The organism is Salirhabdus salicampi (genome assembly GCF_024259515.1).
Lineage (GTDB): Bacteria > Bacillota > Bacilli > Bacillales > Alkalibacillaceae > Salirhabdus_A > Salirhabdus_A salicampi.
Genome location: NZ_JANBWE010000007.1, coordinates 1 through 17592 on the forward strand (window position 1 = coordinate 1; position 17592 = coordinate 17592).

Below are 17592 nucleotides of genomic sequence, written 5' to 3' on the forward strand. Positions count from 1 at the left end.
GCCGCCAGCGTTCGTCCTGAGCCAGGATCAAACTCTCCATAAAAGTTGGAAAACTTGGTCTCTAGCTAAATAATAAAAAATCGAAATTGACATTACTGGTCGTTTTGTTCAGTTTTCAAGGTTCGAATGTTTTAGGGCATGATAATAATCATGGTGGGCCTGAGTGGACTTGAAGCACCGACCTCACGCTTATCAGGCGTGCGCTCTAACCAGCTGAGCTACAGGCCCCTAAATGGAGCGGGTGATGGGAATCGAACCCACGACATCAGCTTGGAAGGCTGAGGTTTTACCACTAAACTACACCCGCATATTATATCAATGGTCGGGAAGACAGGATTTGAACCTGCGACCCCTTGGTCCCAAACCAAGTGCTCTGCCAAGCTGAGCTACTTCCCGTTTTCTAGATAACCATTAGGTTTTCTAGTAAACAGATGGCGCGCCCGAGAGGAGTCGAACCCCTAACCTTTTGATCCGTAGTCAAACGCTCTATCCAATTGAGCTACGGGCGCTTTTCTTTGATGTCTTGTTTTTTAGCGACAAGATATATCATATCATGGCCAACATTTCATGTCAACACTTTTTTAGAAGTTTTTCATGCGGTCGAGAGGATTTGAACCTCCACGGGGTAAACCCCCACTAGGCCCTCAACCTAGCGCGTCTGCCATTCCGCCACGACCGCATTTAATAGAAGAAACAGCATTTTGAAAAAAATAAATTGCCGTGTATTCACAGCAATCTTAATGCGGGTGGAGGGAGTCGAACCCCCACGTCGAAAGACACTAGATCCTAAGTCTAGCGCGTCTGCCAATTCCGCCACACCCGCTAAAGTGTGATGAGCCATGGAGGATTCGAACCTCCGACCCTCTGATTAAAAGTCAGATGCTCTACCGACTGAGCTAATGGCTCATATAAAATGGCTGGGCCAGCTGGATTCGAACCAGCGCATCACGGGACCAAAACCCGTTGCCTTACCGCTTGGCTATGGCCCAACAATAAAATGGCGGTCCGGACGGGACTCGAACCCGCGACCTCCTGCGTGACAGGCAGGCATTCTAACCAACTGAACTACCGGACCTAAAAAGGGACTTTCTATTATTTAATTAAATAGTAGAAAACATAAAAAATGACCCGTACGGGATTCGAACCCGTGTTACCGCCGTGAAAGGGCGGTGTCTTAACCACTTGACCAACGGGCCATTGTAAAAATGGCGGAGAAGGAGGGATTTGAACCCTCGCGCCGCTCACGCGACCTACACCCTTAGCAGGGGCGCCCCTTCAGCCACTTGGGTACTTCTCCATATGGCTCCACCGGCAGGATTCGAACCTGCGACCAATCGGTTAACAGCCGATTGCTCTACCACTGAGCTACGGTGGAATATTGTTTAATCAAAACTGCGACGCTAAACATAATACAACATTGTGAAGCTGATGTCAAATCTTTTTTTGAAAGTTTTTGTTGATATGTTTATTTCGTCATCGGCTTATATAATTTAACATGATAGTACATTTTCGTCAACATTTTTTTATACCTTTTTTAATCTTCCTTTACATTTCCCGCATCCATACCTTCTTGTATTTACTTGACGCTTCCTACTATATATATGGCCACAAGAGATACATTGGTATCGAAGAGTATCGTTTTTCTTCATGGATGGTAGTGGACGACAAAATCTTGGTGAGTTCGTTTTCCGTAAGAGCTCCTTAAATTCCGGATCGCGGTGCTGATATCCTTTACCTTCCACGTGCAAGTGGTAGTGACAAAGTTCATGCTTGATGATCCCAATTACTTCGTCCATTCCGATTTCCTCTAAATATTTCGGGTTAATTTCTATTGTTCTTTCCTTCGGTATATAGCGCCCACCAGTCGTCCTCAATCGGCCATTAAAACGCGCATTGTCTGGAAATGGCTTCTCAAAATCTTGCAGGGAAACTGTTTTGACGAGCTGTAACAATTGTTCATTAGTCATATTTTTCTCCATCATAAAATACGTTATTTATTAACCATTTTATAAATCAATCCTGTTAAAAACAAGTATTTTATGTATGGACGCACTATTTTATCCTTTCCAAATGATGTGCTATTTAAAAGGTTAAATACAGGTAAACATATAAAAAACTCCCCAACTAAGGGGAGTAAAAGAACCTTTTTCATTTCCCGACATAAAATTAAAGTAAGTCAGAGAAAGATCTGGAGGGATTTTATGCCTCGTTGGTTAAAACGGCAAATTCAAATGGCTTTTCGATCCAAAAACTTATATCAAATTAGATTATTAAATCAATGTTGGTTCTTTTATCAAGAGCGGATCCCTAAAAATTCATCATGATGAACTACCTGGTTGAATCATCGTCAGTGCGATTCGCTCTCTTTTCACATCAACATCATCGACCCAGACTGTCACAATATCACCTACAGCAACTATGTCCAGCGGATGTTTTACATATTGATTAGACAACTTGGAAATATGGACAAGGCCATCTTGTTTTACGCCAATATCTACGAAGGCACCAAAGTCTACAACATTTCTCACAGTTCCTTGTAATTCCATTCCCTGCTGTAAATCTTCCATTGTTAAAACATCTTGCTTTAATAATGGTTTTGCTAATTCATCACGTGGATCCCGTTCTGGCTTTTCTAATGCTTCGACAATGTCTTTTAATGTAGGAATACCTACTTCAAATTCGTTCGCCAATTGTTCGACATTAATCCCTTTGAGCGCTTGAGTTAACGTACTTTCACCTAATTGTTTTGTCGTAAATCCTAATGCTTTCAGAAGGGCTTTCGTCTGTTTATAGCTTTCCGGATGGATTGGAGTTCGGTCTAACGGTTCTTTTCCATCTAAAATGCGAAGAAAACCAATAGCTTGTTCGTAAGTTTTTGCACCCAATCTCGGGACGTCCTTCAATTGAGATCGATTTTCAAATTTCCCGTTCTCATTTCGATACTTTACGATGTTTTGCGCAACTGTTTTATTAAGTCCTGATACGTATTGAAGCAAAGAAGTGGAGGCGGTGTTTACATTTACACCTACTTGGTTAACGGCTGTTTCTACAACAAACGTTAATGATTCACTTAACCTCTTCTGACTAACATCGTGCTGGTATTGTCCTACCCCTATAGACTTTGGGTCTATTTTTACTAATTCACTTAAAGGGTCTTGGACTCTTCTCGCAATGGAAACAGCGCTTCTTTCTTCTACTTGTAAATCCGGAAATTCTTCCCGGGCTAGTTTCGAAGCAGAATACACACTGGCTCCTGCCTCATTAACAATTAAATAAGCTACATCTAATTTGTGATTCTGAATTAACTCGGCGATAAATTGCTCTGTTTCCCTTGATGCTGTCCCATTTCCAATAGCTATAAGTTCAACGGAATATCGCTGAATGTATTCTAGCACCTGCTTCTCAGCTGCAGCTTTGTCATTCTTTGGCGGCGTTGGATAAATTACGTTTATAGCTTGTACTTTCCCTGTTTCGTCAACAACCGCTAATTTACAACCTGTTCGGTATGCCGGATCGACACCAAGTAACATCTTCCCTTTCAACGGTGGCTGTAACAGCAAATTGCGTAAGTTTTTTGAAAAGACATTTATGGCTTGTTCCTCAGCGCTCTCTGTTAATACATTTCGAATTTCTCGTTCTATTGACGGTTCGATTAAACGTTTATAACCGTCCTCAATAGCTTGTATGAGTATGTTTTCCTCTTCAGTTGAAGGGCTTTTTATAATTTCTCGTTTTAAATAGTTCGTTACGTCATCAGACGGAGGATTTACCGAAACCTTTAAGACATCATCTTTTTCGCCCCGATTCAAGGCTAAAACACGGTGAGCAACAACTTTTTTAACAGGCTCTTCATAGTCATAATACATTTCGTAAATGCCTTTTTCATCCTGCTCAACGTCCTTACCTTTCGACTGTATCGTTCCATTATTAAAGGTCATATCTCGGATGTTTTCCCGATATGTCGGATCATCAGAAACCCACTCGGCAATAATGTCATTTACACCTGTCAATACCTCTTCAATTGTTGTCAGTTCATGTTCCTCAGATAAAAACTCTTCTGCTTTACGGGAAATATCCTGTTGACTTTGTTCCCAAACAAGTTGAGCCAATGGTTCCAAACCTTTTTCCTTAGCAATCGTAGCTCTTGTCCTTCTTTTTTGTTTATAAGGACGATATAAGTCTTCAACTCTTTGCAGCTTTTCCGCCTTTACAATTTCCCCCTGCAATTCGTCGGTAAGCTTTCCCTGTTCATCTATTAAGCGAATTACTTCTTCTTTTCTTTTGCTTAGTTGCACGCCGTATTCATATGTATCTTCAATTTGCTTTATTTGCACTTCATCTAAACCACCCGTTTGTTCTTTTCGGTAGCGGGCGATGAAAGGGACTGTATTCCCTTCCTGCAACAAATGAATTACTTGTTTCACTATGTTCGGCTTCATGTTTGTTTCTTTACTTACAGATTGGATGATTTGTTGTTCGAAATTTGATTCAGCCAAATCTACTCCTCCTCATTCTTTCAATCAGTTAACGTAACCTTTATTTTAACATAACGGCAAAAAGAGCACGCCATTCGCAATAAAAAAGGACTCCTTTTATCCAGAAGCCCTCACATGTTACGCCCTATAATATTTCATCCCAATTAACGTAGCATCGTCTTGTATATCAGATTCTCCCCGATGTGCATATCGTTTTACAACCGATGAAATCGTATCATTTTCATCAACATTGTTTAACAAATGTCTCTCATTTACTCCATCTGAAAACATAAAAATTTTATCTTCTTCAGTAAGTGATTCTTTTACGACATTACATTTCCGGTTATTACCTGATAAATACCCTGCTGTCGGAATATGCTTTCTTCTCTTTCCGTTGGGCCCCATTACTACAATGCCCACGTTTCCAACTGACGTGAAAGCATAAGTACTATCTTCATAATCAACCTTTAAGAGCCCCAATACAACTCCTCTTTTATCGGTTAACGCCTCATTACATTTTTCGACTATTGTATTTATTGAGTGATGATAACAACGCTCTACTACTTCTATGACGGCTTGTGAGGATTCCTTAGCTAAACGACCACTTCCTAGACCATCTGCGAGGACACATACAAACTCACTATCTTGCTCCTTGTAATAGTAACTATCTCCACAACAAGCGTTTCCCGCTTTTGGTTTCTGAAAAACCGATACTTCCATATAGCCTTCCATTGTCCTCAAAATAAAACCTCCGTGTTATCTGTTTGAAGTGCTTCTCGAAGCTTGCGTAAGGCTCTACGTTGTAAACGTGATACATGCATCTGTGAAATACCGAGCTGCTCCCCTGTATCTTTTTGGCTTTTATTATCATAATAAATGCAGCGTAAAATTTGTTGCTCTCTTTCCGATAACATTGGCAAAAGTTTATCTAACATTAATTTATAATCCACTTGCTCATAACCGTTCTCCAATGACCCGACAAGGTCAAGTAACGTCACTGTACTTCCATCTGAATCCGCTTCAATACTGCGGTCAACAGAAAGAGCTTGATAACTTTTGCCCATTTCCATTGTCTCCAATATTTCCTCTTCTGAAACACATAAATATTCCGCAATTTCTTTGACAGATGGGGAATGTTGTAAAGATGAAGTTAATTCTTCAACAGCCTTTTTAATTTTAGGTCCGAGTTCTTTAATACGACGGGGGACATGAACACTCCATGTTTTATCTCGAATAAATCGTTTCATTTCACCAATAATTGTGGGGACAGCAAAAGATTCAAAGGATTTATCGAATGAAGCATCGTAACGCTTTACTGCAGCAATTAAACCAAGCATGCCGACTTGAATTAAATCTTCTAAAATCGCCGTGTTTTTCGCATATTTACTTGCGATAGATTTAACTAAATCTTCATACTTGGAAACAATTTTCTCTTGAATCCTTTCATCATATGGATGTTTTTGTAAGTGCTTAATCCACTTATAAACTTCATCCTCATAATTACTGTTACTGGGTGGTCGAGATTTGGTCGCCATTTTGCCCCACCTCGTTTTTATGCAGGTATTTTGTCATAACAACAATGACACCGTTACTATTATTAATCTCTACTTTATCCATGAGGGCATCAATTAAAAAAAGACCAAAACCACCTTCGCGTAGTTCTTCAACCGCCTCACCATTGGAGTAAGGTCCAATCTCTTCCTTGATCTTCTTAAGGTTAAAGCTATCTCCGCGATCAGCAACCATTACCTCTAGCCTGTTTACATATAAGCCGTAGCCAATTGTAATTTCGCCTTGCTCTCCTTCATCATAGGCATGTTGTACAGCATTGGTGATTGCCTCTGAAACGGCAACTTTTAAGTCTTCGATGTCATCGTAGGAGAATCCTACTCGATGCGCTATACCTGAAGTAGTCAAACGAGCCACACCTACATACTCTGGCTTAGCAGGTATTTTCATTTCCACAAAATCAAACGGCTCCTTCATTACTTTCCACCTCGGTTAAAATTTTCAATGCGTATAACCTCTTTCAAGCCCGTAATATCAAACAATCTATAAACTCGTTCTTGTAAATTTGTTAAAGCTAAATGTGAATCATGTTCTTTTGTGGATTTTAAAGCACTAATAAACACACCCAGGCCCGTACTATCCATATAAGTGACTTTAGCTAAATCAACTTTAATATTAGCTCCTTCTTTTCTTGTTAGTGGAATAATGGCCTCTTTCAATTTCGGTGCAGTGTAAGCATCAACTTCTCCTGACAAATAAATAGTTGATACCTGTTCACTGTTTTCTATATCAATATGTAAATTCATGACCGAAACTCCCCCTCGACAGTGATATATGTACTAAATATCTCTTTACCCTAAAATCCACTCTAGTAAACATTGTTTTTTAATGTTTTCGCCTTACAAGAATGAGCGTAAAATCATCCTTAAGATCAAAATCTTGAATTTGCTCAAAATGCTTATAAACTTTTTGCACGATTTCTTGTGCAGGAAGGTGTTTAAACTCCTGGATTTTATTTAGTACTTCTTTCCGGTCAATAAACTGATCACCACAACGACATTCAGTTACCCCATCTGTTAATAAAATTGCCATATCCCCTTTTTCAAGCTTTACAGAGTTACTTTCATATTTTGCAGGGGATTTAATCCCTAAGGCAATTCCCTTGGCATTGATTTCTGTAAATTGATTGGTCTCCTGAGAATATAAAAAACCAGGTTCATGTCCCGCCGAAGAATAATGAAACTTATTGTGATTCGTATCATAAAAGCCGTAAAACATTGTAATAAACATCTCTGAGCTGACATTTTGTTCTACAATACGGTTCAAAACGTCCAGAATTTCGCTAGGTTGACTTCTTTGGTCATGTAAGCTGTTTAGTGCATATTTAATCATCGACATACTCAGGGCAGCCGGCATACCTTTTCCTATTATGTCTGCAATCGTAACACTTAAGTTACCATTCCTATCCTTGAGAAATTGATAATAATCACCGTTCATCTGTCTGGAGGGAACAGAAATTGCCCCCACTTCTATCCCTTCTACTTCAGGTACTTTTGTATCCATTAATGATTTTTGTAAATTGGCCGCTACTTCGATTTCGGACTTAAGTTCCATTTGCTTTTCTCTTAGCGCCTGGAATTCTTTATGTGCTACTCCATAGGCAATCATTGTCTCTAATAAGAAATTAAAGGAGAGCATCACATGTTCAGGTAAATTTGGATATAAACTAGTTAGTGATTCTATATGTATCTGCACAATTTCATCCGGGGAAATGTTGTTTTGCAATGAATCTTTACTAAACCTATCAGCTTTATATAGTGCTGATTCATCCTTCGTCGTAATGTATTGTTTTAACAATCTTTTATATTTCTCCAAGTTAAAAGCCAACCTCCCTTATCGAAGCCACTTCATGACGACAATCTCTGTACCTTTTCCCTCTTCAGAATTAATGTGAAAGTCATCCATTAACCTTTTGATTCCAGGAAGACCTGCACCTAACCCACCCGAAGTTGAGTAACCATCTTCCATGGCTTTACCAATTTCCTTAATACCTGGCCCATCGTCTATCGCCGAAATTTTCAATCCAACTGTCCCTTCATTTTCGATTACTTCAAGATTGATTTGACCGCTATTTGCATACAAATATATGTTTCTGGCCATTTCCGATATGGCTGTAGCAATCCTCGCCTGGTCAACGGACCCGAAACCGATATCATTGGCAAGGTCCCGGCCACTTTGCCTAGCACCAACTATATCCCATTCCTTTTTAATTGTTATACAGGATTTAGAGTTCATTATTATTCCTCCAATTCCTGTCTAAGTTTAATCAATCCTTGTTCTAAATCTAAGGCAGTATGTACTCCTTGTAAGTGTATGCCTAAATCAATTAAAGTAATCGACACAGCTGGCTGTATACCCGTAAGGACCACTTTCGCCCCCATTAAATCTGACATAGACACTACATCCCCCAGGACTTTCGCAATAAAAGAATCAATAATTTCAACCGACGTTAAGTCGATCACGACTCCAGTGGCACCGGTCTCATGTATTTTCTTTAGCAGGTCTTCCTGAAACTGTATAGCTGTTTGATCATCAAGTTCAACTTGAATGGATATAAGCAGATAGTTTTGAAGTTTTAAGATAGGTATTCTCACACCGGTTTCACTCCTTCCCTAAGGAATCGATAATTTGTTCTACATCTAAGCTATCTCCTTGTGTATGTATAATTTTCCGGTTAGTAAATTCTAATGCTGACTGGAACCCTTTGCTTAACGAACTTTTTGTTGGGAACTTGCTTAAATCAATTCCTAAATTCACAATCGTTTGTGCGATTTCCGGTCTAATCCCTACTAGAATACATTTCGCACCAATTAATCTTACTGCTTCTGCAGCTTGGATGATGTGATGCGCAACCATAGTGTCTACTACAGGTACTCCAGTAATATCTATTAATACAACTTCAGCGCGATTTTCGATAACTCCATCCAATAAGTTTTCCATAATAAGCTTAGCACGGTCCGTGTCAATCGTTCCAATTAGGGGCATAACCGTAATCCCTTCCATGACAGGAATTAAGGGGGCTGACAATTCCTTTAAAGCTAATTTCTGCAGTGAAAATGTGTTTTCCCAACTACCCGAATATTCATTTACAAGGTAATTAATAATTGGGTCTATCCAGAGATCGACTTCTTGAACTATCTGCACAAAGTAACTTTTTTCCACCTGTTTATCTACATCTTTTAATAAAAAATTGACTGTAACGCGTCGGAATGACTGAATGCCTATGGTCAAATAACTTAACGGCCATCCTAATTTTATTAATCTCTCTGAAAACTCTTGCAACTCTTGGGTTGACCCTCTATTTTGTACACATAAAAAAATAACATCTACAAAATCTTTATTTGTACTATTGTATAGCTCAGTTGATATATTCGGAAGATCATCCGTTCTATGGGTTTTTTCAACTTCATTTAACCACTCAGACTTTATTTCATCGCTATTTTCTAGAACGATGTCTTGAATCCGTGTATCCATAATAATTCGCCCTCCTCTTACGAAAGTTCAAATAGACAAGTTAATTTTTCATAATAATGTTAACATTCTTATATTAATAGTTCTATAATATTGTACTATAAAAAAAGCCGCTCCTTTGAGCAGCTTTTAAAAATCAATTAGTCCGAGGCTTATTTGTAAAGCCTTATCGACACGCTTCATCAATTTTTCATCTAGATGTGTAATCTTGTCTGTTAATCGCTGCTTATCTATCGTCCGAATTTGCTCTAGCAAAATAACAGAGTCCCGCTCAAAGCCATACATTTCAGCGTCTATTTCTACGTGGGTAGGCAGTTTTGCTTTTTGTATTTGGGCGGTAATAGCAGCTATTATAACCGTTGGACTGAAGCGATTACCAATGTCGTTCTGTATTACTAATACAGGGCGAACGCCACCTTGCTCTGAACCAACAACTGGTGATAAGTCCGCAAAAAAGACGTCGCCTCTTTTAACAATCAAATCATTTACCCCCCGCTCACAAGGCGCTCTAGGGTGTTTTCTGCCTCCTCTTCAGCTTGAAAGGCTTCAGATGCGATGTCTAAATTGATGTTTGCCATTTCTACATAACCACGGCGCATCGATTCTCGAATATCACGTTTCTTCTTCTCACGTAAATACGATTGTACAGCTTGACAAATCAAATCGTTTCGGTTGAAACCATCATACTTCCCTATACGATCCATTTCCTTAACTAATTGTTGTGGCAATTTTACTAGTATCTCTTGTGAACACTCCGACACAACTTACACCTCCACCGTTAACCTGTCAAACACATAATCCAACCTTATAATATCATGCTAGGATAACCATTGCAAAGCGATTCCGATATAATAACCATATTACCATAATTTCATCTTTATACCTAAATTTTTCAATAAGTTGTCAGTTGATTAAACGTTTGTTTGATTTGTCCATTTTCAAGATACACTCGAGGCACGCGGCCATTTATCATGCATGGGACTTCGTAGCTAATTGTATCTAAATGTTGAGCAACTTCATCTACTGTTATTTCCTCTTTTTCTTGCCTTCCAATTAACGTTACTTTTGTTCCAACTGGGTAGAATCGATCCAACCTTACCATAAACTGATCCATACAAATACGGCCAACTATAGGCATCCGCTTACCATCAATTAATACATCTGCTTTATTTAATTTTCGTATCCAACCGTCGCCATACCCTAACGGAATGGTGCCAATCCATTCATTCCCTTTCGTCTCATATGTAGCCCCATAACTAATAAACTCTCCCTTCGGGAGTTGTTTTATATGGGATAGTGTACTGTGAAGTGAAAGGGCTGGTTGTAAAGGCATAGGATGTTCCCTTTTCACCTGTGAGGAGGGGTATAAACCATACATACTAATTCCAAACCGAACGGCATGAAACATTTGCTGTGGAAAACGCATACCGGCAGCGCTATTTCCCGTGTGCACAGTAACGGGTTCCACAACACTCTCTTGAAATATGGATAATAATCTTTGGAAGCGTGTCTGTTGTGTTTCGTAATAGGTTAAATCTTCTTCGTCAGCCGTTGCAAAATGTGTATATACACCTTCAACAAAGAATCTAGAATCAGTAAGTTGATTTATGAAGTCCTGCAACTCCTCTTCTGTTCTTATTCCTATCCTACCCATTCCTGTATCAAATTTTACATGAATCGCAACAGTTTTATGCAATAAATATTTTTTCGCTTCTTTTAGCCAGCCAGATTGAAAGGCTGTTAACGTAATATTGTGGTCAGCTGCAATTTGAACAAACTCCGGTTTAACATATCCCATTACTAGGATTGGCAGATGAACCCCATATTTTCGTAAACGAATCGCCTCATCTAATAGAGCAACGGCAAATCCATCAACACCGGCATCCATGGCAGCCTGTGCTACTTGAACATCGCCATGACCGTATGCATTCGCCTTTATCGCCGCGAAAACTTTCTTTTCACTTGTTAACAAGTTTTTTAGTTCTGTAATATTTGCTTTAATAGCATCAAGGTTTACTTCCATCCATGAATCCCGGTAAAATGGCGCATACGTTGACAATAGCACTTCCCCCCTACACCTTTTTCTACATTATTCACGCTATAAGGTGCAGATGTCAAATACTGTTTTATGCAAACGAAAAGCAGACTCCTAACTTATTATGTTGAGTCTGCTTAAATATATGTTCCTATTTCATACTTTTTCCTTCAAGTGATGAAGCAACTTCAATCATTTCTTCTTTCGTTAAATCTTCACTTGCTAAATAGTAGCGTACGTTGTTTTCGTTCCATTCTATTGTCTTGTCCGTGATTGCCCCAACTGTAAACCCTAGGTCAACCGGTTCTCCTTTAACAGAAACCGGAGAAGTCATGCTCGTTGGATAAGAAGTGTATAACTCTTGTACAATAGTAAAACTTTTCTCTCCACTGTAATTTAAGATAACCCGCTTTCCGTGTTCAAACTCAACTTCCTTCTGAGATGCAAGGGTAGTTCCTTCTGGCATCGTCAACGGATATAGTACAGTTAAAGAAGAATCATTTTCTCCAGCCATCGCTGGAACATCACCAACACTACTACTTAAGTTCTTGTTAGTATCAAAGTCATCCTCGGAGAAATTTGGATCAAACTCAAAAGACGTAAACTGAACTTCTACGAGTTCTTTGTAATCCTTATCAAACACCTTAACCATTGCTGGTTTTAACGAATCTTTATGGAAGTAAATTTCTTGATAAGGTAAGTTTTTATTGCTCTGATAGTTTGTCTTCGTATTAAAGACGTAATAATTCTCTGTTTGTTTAAACGACGCCTCAGTATCTTCTAATACATCGCTCACTAGAGAAGAATATAAATATGGTTGACTACTGTTGTGTGGCCAATCGCTTTGAAACTTGAAGCTTTTGTTTAATGCCGGTGTTAGAACAAACACCCCATCCTGATTACGCAAAATAATTTGACTGCCTTTGTCACTATCAGGATTTTCTAACTGAACCCGAAACAAGTTTTTCTTTTTGTGCCAAACATCAATCTGATAGCTCTGTACATCTTCACCTGTTTGTAAATTCATCTTCGCCTGGGCTTTATAACCACTCATGTCCTCAGCTTTATTATCGAGAGATTTAAGAATATCCTCTTTCGACTTTTCACCACAGGCAGATATGATGATGAGCATGAGTACGAAAAAGCTCCAGAGCAATTGTTTTTTTCCCATGATCACAACTCCTTTGCCTCATTTCAAAGGACAGAGGAACGTGTTGTCACTGATGAACCGCCCGTTTATGAAGGAATTATGATAGTAAAGTGTTTTATTATGTTTTCAACGATGAACGCAAGCATAACGTGCTTACTGTTATAAGGGGTTTCTATCCCACTACTTTATAAACACCTGGAAAAATCATACACAAACATTTGCCATCACCTGTTTCCTACCTCTTTCGTCTGTAAAATAGATGAATGGTCCGTCCACTTTTGTAACGAAAGGTGAGAAAAAAGTTTAAAGCAATTGTTTTTCATACAAAGGTGCCCTAGTATCTCACTTTTGATCAGTGTCACTTACATACCAACGAATGAACAATCCATTAAGTTTCGATAGCTCTATCCCCCCGTCTTTATGATGTTTAAGAAGGCTATTGACGTTAATATCCCCTCATACAACAGTGCGGTGACAATGTAGACATCGTTCCCTCCTACCCGCACTAAAATATATGAGACAAACTATTCGAATATGCAGACTAGCCTTCTTGAATAATTACTTCCGCAATCACAAACTGCTCACTATGGGAAATGGAAAGGAATGTATTTTTTTCTCTGTTACCTTTCACATAAACTACTGGTTTCCCTTTTTCGTCCGGAATCACTTCGATATCAAGAAAGGACAGGTCCTGTCCTAACCCTGTTCCCCGAGCCTTCGCATATGCTTCTTTTGCGGCAAATCGCCCGGCAGAAAATTCCATCTTTCGTTTTCGTGAGGAACATTGATTTAGTAAATCCAGCTCCCTTGTGGTTAAGATTCTTTTTACAAATCTTTCATTTCGCCTTACCTTTTCTTCAAGTCGGCTTATCTCAAGTAAATCAATTCCGATTCCTTTTATCATGTATTGTCCTTCTTTCAAATCATTTTTTTCGCATATCCATTATTTTCTATGGTTATATGTATAATAAGAGTTAACAATAATTAGTTTAGGAGTGTGCCCTATGTTTATTCGTACGGAGAGCTTTCAGGAGTTTACACGTTTATATCCAATTGTAACAGTTCTTGTTGGAATCCATCTCATATTATGGCTTTTCACAGACATAATACCTCTTCCCTTCCTCCTTACCTTAACAGAGTTAGGAATTGGCCAAAATTGGTACATTCAACATGAACAAGAATATTGGCGTTTAATAACTGCTATCTTTTTTCACTTCGGATTTGGACATATGTTATTTAACTCATTCTCTCTAATACTATTTGGTCCCGCCTTAGAACGACTGCTCGGAAAAGGGAAATTTATTACTGCCTATCTCATCGCTGGTTTCACTGGCAATATTGCCACTTTATGGCTAGGATCACCTTTTGTTACCCATGCCGGTGCATCTGGTGCCATTTTCGGTTTATTTGGAGTTTATTTATTTATTGTTCTTTATCGGAAATATTTGTTAGATTATCAAAATACACAGATCATCATAACTATTATGATTTTCGGTTTCATTATGACATTTATTCAAACAAACATAAATATTTACGCCCACCTTTTCGGCTTTATCGGCGGATTCTTAATTGCCCATGTTATTGTTGGAAAAAGTCGCACCGCGGAAGGATATGGTTATAATACAAGACCACGAATTCGGTTCAACCCTAATCGTTGGCGTAAACGAGCCTTTGGTCAAGTAACATTGGGAAAATTGCTTCTATGGGGGTTCTTTATTCTGCTAGTTCTGTTTGGTATAGTAGGTCGCTTCTTGTAATTCGGCGAATGTCCAACCCTTTTAAACCATGATAAAATGGAAACATTATATGTCCTACAGGAGGAAACACATTGAATAGTAAACGTGTTGCACCTTATATCGCTATTGTAATCGGGGTTTTATCTATTTCTACAGCAGCTGTTTTTGTAAAGTTAGCTCACGGTGTACCCGCCTCGATTATTGCTAACTACCGCCTACTCATCGCTGTCCTCATTATGTTGCCTTATATATTGATCAAAAATAGCGGTGAGTTTCGACACATAACTAGGAAAGAATGGCTATATTCTGCATTAGCCGGCATTTTTTTAGCCTTTCATTTTATTTTATGGTTTGAATCATTAAACTACACGTCGGTTGCGAGTTCTGTTGTGTTAGTGACCATGCAACCCATATTTGCATTTATCGGAACATATTTATTCTTTCAAGAACGCTTTCGTTTCAGTTCAGTTATGAGTATGATCATAGCCATTACCGGAAGTGTTATTATAAGTTGGGGTGACTTTCAAATTAGTGGCCTTGCCCTTCTCGGGGATATGTTAGCACTACTAGGGGCAGTTATGGTAACAGGGTATTTTTTAATTGGACAAAATATTCGAAAACGGATTTCTCTCATGACCTATACGTTCATTGTTTATGGCATAAGTACAGTTACATTACTTATTTACAATGTTCTCTTAGGAAAACCATTTCTCGGTTATGAAGCAAATCATTGGCTTCTTTTTCTTGCTCTAGCCATTATCCCGACCTTCTTTGGTCATACGATGTTTAACTGGGCTATTAAATGGGTCAGTACATCCGTTATTTCAATGGCTATCCTGTTTGAGCCGATAGGGGCTTCTATTCTTGCTTACTTCATCCTGGGAGAACAAGTTTCAGCAACCCAATTTCTAGGTGGAGCCGTCGTTATATTCGGCTTAATGTTATTTATATTGAATACATCTAAAAAAACGACTAAAAACAGTGTGGTAAATATAAATCAAAAAGAACATAAACAAAGAAGCGGGTAAAATCCCGCTTCTTTATTCTATGCTTGTATGTTTTGGCTTCGGAGATATAAGTACTAATAATCCTGCTGTTAAGGGTAGTAAAGTTGTGAGGAGTAACACTTCATCATATCTGCTAAACCAGTCGTAAAACAGAGCGAAAGGCAGCGGTCCTAAAGCGGAAGCAAAAACCATAACCGATTGTGAAACCCCTTTAATACTACCTAGGTGTTCTCTTCCAAAATAGTTCGGCCATATAATGCTAAGCACAACCCGTTCAAACCCGTGAGCTATACCCCAGATCCCACCGTAAATAAATGCACCTACTACACTATTTAATTGCCAGAGAACGAGTATCGCAACGATGTGAATAAAGAACGTCACAGCAAGAATATAATGCACTTTAAATTTATCAACTAAATATCCCGAAATGAAGGAAATAGGGAAACCGATGATTGCCATTAAGGCTAACATAGTTGCCGCTGTTCCAGGTGTTAATCCCTTCCCTTCAGCAATCGAAACGATATGAAATGTTATTCCTGTGTTTACTAGGGATGGCACGGATACACAAAACAGAATGATCCAAAACGCCCTCGTTTTCATTGCTTCATTTAATGTCCAACTCACTTCATTTACTTCTCCATGTAAATTCAACCTACGGTGGCTTTCCTGCTTTTCTAACCTTCTTAGTAATAAACGATAAAGGAATAGAAAGAGGACAGCTGAAACAGGAAACCATACATACCAATTAGAGAAAAAATAAACAAAAGCCAGACTGTTTACAACGATAAATATTGCTGCAATCATACCTTTAACCTGTGATCGATTTAGTCTATACCGGTCTCGGGGGTGACCGTCAATAACTTCATTTACCTGTTCAGGACGATTTCGAACGAAATACAATGTAGCAGGAACAAAGATCAATAAGATTAGGAGTCCCCAAAAGATCCAAGTCAGCCGCCAACCAATAAACCCAATCATAAACGTATTAACTGGTGGATAAATAGCGGCACTTATAAATCCGCCAACCGCCATGACACTTAATGCTCTTCCCCGTTTCTCCATAAACCATTGAGGAACTAAAGTATTGGGTAGTAGTGTCATTGAACCCTGCCCTAGAAGCCGCAAGAAGAAAAAGCCGATAAACATCATGATAGGGCCCGTTAATAGACTGTTCCAGAAGCAAGTAATGGCCAGCAATGTTCCAATTATCCCCATCGTTGCTCGTTGCCCGAAGCGATCAGCTAACCTACCTACAAATGCTAACAAAAATCCAGCACCGAGAGTAGCTATTGAGTATAGCCCAGATACAAAGGATCTCGAAAACTCGAAGTCTTGTATGTAGTAATCTATAAATATCGAAACAGAATACGTTTGCCCTGGCCCGGAAAAAAAGAGGCCTAGTGCCGAAACAACCACGACAACCCATCCATAATAAAAGGGGGTTTTCATTGGCGCTTCTGTTGCTGCTACACCTTGCTGTGCCAATAGAATACATCCTCTCCATTTCGTCAGTGATTATTATTTTATCAAACTAATAAAAAGTTTCAACGCAATTTGTCTATATCAACATTCTTAAAATACTTCAACATACAATAGGGGACCCCCGGATGGAAGCCCCTAAATGATACATATTTACATGTACCCCTTATTATACTTTAAAGCTTTTCGCCAAAGTGCTAAGCCCCTTAATAATTGGAGCAACTTGATGCGCGGTGTTCACGAGTTGACCAACAGTATTGAACACTTTATCAAAATCTACTTGCCCGTCTTGACCTTGAAAGTGCTGAATTAATGGATGATTAGGTTTTGGCATATAATGATGCTGATGGGGTTGATGATGCGCATAGTTTTCCATTGGAATTGGAGGCTTCATAAATTGTTCGTAAGGTGATTGATATTGTACATTGCCCTGATGTTGGGGGATTTGCGGCATCATCGTTTGTGAAAATGACTGATAAGGTTGCTGCATTGGCGTAGTCTGATATTGATGTAGTTGATTACCCCAATTGGTTCGAGGATGTAAGTTCATCCATCCCACCTCCTAAACGATAAACAATAATTCGTAACTCTTCATATTATATGTGCCACTAAACAGGAAGGTGTGCTCATACCTATTTTTCATAGAAAACTCCACGAAAAAAAGCCGGTT

At 39.0% G+C, this 17592-nt stretch carries 20 protein-coding genes and 12 tRNA genes; 3 read left to right on the forward strand and 29 right to left on the reverse strand.

The features are described from left to right. Positions 1–151: 151 nt before the first annotated feature. The 13 genes from NLW78_RS14670 to NLW78_RS14730 all read right to left on the reverse strand — a co-directional run bounded on the left by NLW78_RS14670 (position 152) and on the right by NLW78_RS14730 (position 1967). Positions 152–228: transfer RNA gene (locus tag NLW78_RS14670), tRNA-Ile, on the reverse strand. 5 nt (positions 229–233) lie between these two features. Continuing rightward, positions 234–307: transfer RNA gene (locus NLW78_RS14675), tRNA-Gly, on the reverse strand. 12 nt (positions 308–319) lie between these two features. Beyond that, a tRNA-Pro gene (locus tag NLW78_RS14680) sits at positions 320–396 on the reverse strand. Positions 397–432: 36 nt separating this feature from the next. Beyond that, positions 433–509: transfer RNA gene (locus NLW78_RS14685), tRNA-Arg, on the reverse strand. Positions 510–595: 86 nt separating this feature from the next. Beyond that, positions 596–679, reverse strand: a tRNA-Leu gene (locus NLW78_RS14690). A gap of 62 nt (positions 680–741) precedes the next feature. Continuing rightward, positions 742–823, reverse strand: a tRNA-Leu gene (locus NLW78_RS14695). 10 nt (positions 824–833) lie between these two features. Then, positions 834–906 (reverse strand) — tRNA-Lys (locus NLW78_RS14700). 8 nt (positions 907–914) lie between these two features. Beyond that, positions 915–989, reverse strand: a tRNA-Gln gene (locus tag NLW78_RS14705). 9 nt (positions 990–998) lie between these two features. Continuing rightward, a tRNA-Asp gene (locus NLW78_RS14710) sits at positions 999–1075 on the reverse strand. Between the two features lie 49 nt (positions 1076–1124). Continuing rightward, positions 1125–1196 (reverse strand) — tRNA-Glu (locus tag NLW78_RS14715). A gap of 10 nt (positions 1197–1206) precedes the next feature. Continuing rightward, positions 1207–1297, reverse strand: a tRNA-Ser gene (locus NLW78_RS14720). 3 nt (positions 1298–1300) lie between these two features. Next, a tRNA-Asn gene (locus tag NLW78_RS14725) sits at positions 1301–1375 on the reverse strand. A gap of 148 nt (positions 1376–1523) precedes the next feature. Then, positions 1524–1967 (reverse strand): SprT family protein, encoded by a 444-nt coding sequence (locus tag NLW78_RS14730; protein WP_254497914.1) that lies wholly within the window; start codon positions 1965–1967, stop codon positions 1524–1526. 234 nt (positions 1968–2201) lie between these two features. Between NLW78_RS14730 and cmpA the strand changes: the two genes are divergently transcribed. Then, on the forward strand, positions 2202–2324 hold the full coding sequence (cmpA, locus tag NLW78_RS14735) for a cortex morphogenetic protein CmpA (RefSeq protein ID WP_254497915.1): 123 nt from the start codon (positions 2202–2204) through the stop codon (positions 2322–2324). Here cmpA and NLW78_RS14740 read toward each other — a convergent pair. The 14 genes from NLW78_RS14740 to acpS form a co-directional block, all read right to left on the reverse strand. After that, entirely contained in the window at positions 2319–4439 is a 2121-nt protein-coding gene (locus NLW78_RS14740) for a Tex family protein (protein WP_254497979.1), read from the reverse strand. The two genes, cmpA and NLW78_RS14740, sit on opposite strands and share 6 nt — an antisense overlap. A 174-nt stretch (positions 4440–4613) precedes the next feature. Then, positions 4614–5207, reverse strand: coding sequence for a SpoIIE family protein phosphatase (locus NLW78_RS14745; RefSeq protein ID WP_254497980.1), 594 nt, complete (start codon positions 5205–5207; stop codon positions 4614–4616). Between the two features lie 5 nt (positions 5208–5212). Next, entirely contained in the window at positions 5213–6010 is a 798-nt protein-coding gene (gene sigB, locus NLW78_RS14750; RefSeq protein WP_254497916.1) for an RNA polymerase sigma factor SigB, read from the reverse strand. After that, positions 5982–6461 carry an anti-sigma B factor RsbW gene (gene rsbW, locus NLW78_RS14755; RefSeq protein ID WP_254497917.1) on the reverse strand — a complete coding sequence of 160 codons (480 nt, stop codon included), beginning with the start codon at positions 6459–6461 and terminating at the stop codon, positions 5982–5984. Before rsbW ends, sigB begins: the two co-directional genes overlap by 29 nt. Continuing rightward, positions 6461–6790, reverse strand: coding sequence for an STAS domain-containing protein (locus NLW78_RS14760; RefSeq protein ID WP_254497918.1), 330 nt, complete (start codon positions 6788–6790; stop codon positions 6461–6463). The genes rsbW and NLW78_RS14760 overlap by 1 nt, the downstream gene beginning before the upstream one ends. A gap of 79 nt (positions 6791–6869) precedes the next feature. Next, positions 6870–7859 (reverse strand): PP2C family protein-serine/threonine phosphatase, encoded by a 990-nt coding sequence (locus NLW78_RS14765; protein WP_254497919.1) that lies wholly within the window; start codon positions 7857–7859, stop codon positions 6870–6872. Between the two features lie 18 nt (positions 7860–7877). Further along, the gene (locus NLW78_RS14770; RefSeq protein WP_254497920.1) at positions 7878–8279 is read right to left on the reverse strand and encodes an anti-sigma regulatory factor; all 402 of its coding nucleotides are present in this window, start codon (positions 8277–8279) and stop codon (positions 7878–7880) included. 2 nt (positions 8280–8281) lie between these two features. Beyond that, the gene (locus NLW78_RS14775) at positions 8282–8638 is read right to left on the reverse strand and encodes an STAS domain-containing protein (protein ID WP_254497921.1); all 357 of its coding nucleotides are present in this window, start codon (positions 8636–8638) and stop codon (positions 8282–8284) included. A 7-nt stretch (positions 8639–8645) separates the two neighbouring features. Further along, positions 8646–9518 carry an RsbT co-antagonist protein RsbRA gene (rsbRA, locus tag NLW78_RS14780; RefSeq protein WP_254497922.1) on the reverse strand — a complete coding sequence of 291 codons (873 nt, stop codon included), beginning with the start codon at positions 9516–9518 and terminating at the stop codon, positions 8646–8648. 126 nt (positions 9519–9644) lie between these two features. Next, on the reverse strand, positions 9645–9995 hold the full coding sequence (locus tag NLW78_RS14785) for a type II toxin-antitoxin system PemK/MazF family toxin (RefSeq protein ID WP_254497923.1): 351 nt from the start codon (positions 9993–9995) through the stop codon (positions 9645–9647). 5 nt (positions 9996–10000) lie between these two features. Continuing rightward, positions 10001–10219, reverse strand: a complete 219-nt coding sequence (locus tag NLW78_RS14790) for an antitoxin (RefSeq protein ID WP_302328588.1) — start codon at positions 10217–10219, stop codon at positions 10001–10003. A 188-nt stretch (positions 10220–10407) separates the two neighbouring features. Continuing rightward, positions 10408–11574: an alanine racemase gene (alr, locus tag NLW78_RS14795; RefSeq protein ID WP_367617692.1), complete on the reverse strand. Its 1167-nt coding sequence runs from the start codon at positions 11572–11574 to the stop codon at positions 10408–10410. 127 nt (positions 11575–11701) lie between these two features. After that, the gene (locus NLW78_RS14800) at positions 11702–12721 is read right to left on the reverse strand and encodes a LolA family protein (RefSeq protein WP_254497925.1); all 1020 of its coding nucleotides are present in this window, start codon (positions 12719–12721) and stop codon (positions 11702–11704) included. Positions 12722–13241: 520 nt separating this feature from the next. Beyond that, positions 13242–13604 (reverse strand): holo-ACP synthase, encoded by a 363-nt coding sequence (gene acpS, locus NLW78_RS14805; protein ID WP_254497926.1) that lies wholly within the window; start codon positions 13602–13604, stop codon positions 13242–13244. 100 nt (positions 13605–13704) lie between these two features. Between acpS and NLW78_RS14810 the strand changes: the two genes are divergently transcribed. Next, entirely contained in the window at positions 13705–14457 is a 753-nt protein-coding gene (locus NLW78_RS14810; protein ID WP_254497927.1) for a rhomboid family intramembrane serine protease, read from the forward strand. A gap of 71 nt (positions 14458–14528) precedes the next feature. Then, positions 14529–15464 carry a DMT family transporter gene (locus NLW78_RS14815; protein ID WP_254497928.1) on the forward strand — a complete coding sequence of 312 codons (936 nt, stop codon included), beginning with the start codon at positions 14529–14531 and terminating at the stop codon, positions 15462–15464. Between the two features lie 12 nt (positions 15465–15476). Here NLW78_RS14815 and NLW78_RS14820 read toward each other — a convergent pair whose 3' ends face one another. Then, the gene (locus NLW78_RS14820) at positions 15477–16928 is read right to left on the reverse strand and encodes an MFS transporter (protein ID WP_254497929.1); all 1452 of its coding nucleotides are present in this window, start codon (positions 16926–16928) and stop codon (positions 15477–15479) included. A gap of 163 nt (positions 16929–17091) precedes the next feature. Continuing rightward, positions 17092–17472, reverse strand: coding sequence for a YppG family protein (locus NLW78_RS14825; RefSeq protein WP_254497930.1), 381 nt, complete (start codon positions 17470–17472; stop codon positions 17092–17094). Positions 17473–17592 lie beyond the last annotated feature (120 nt).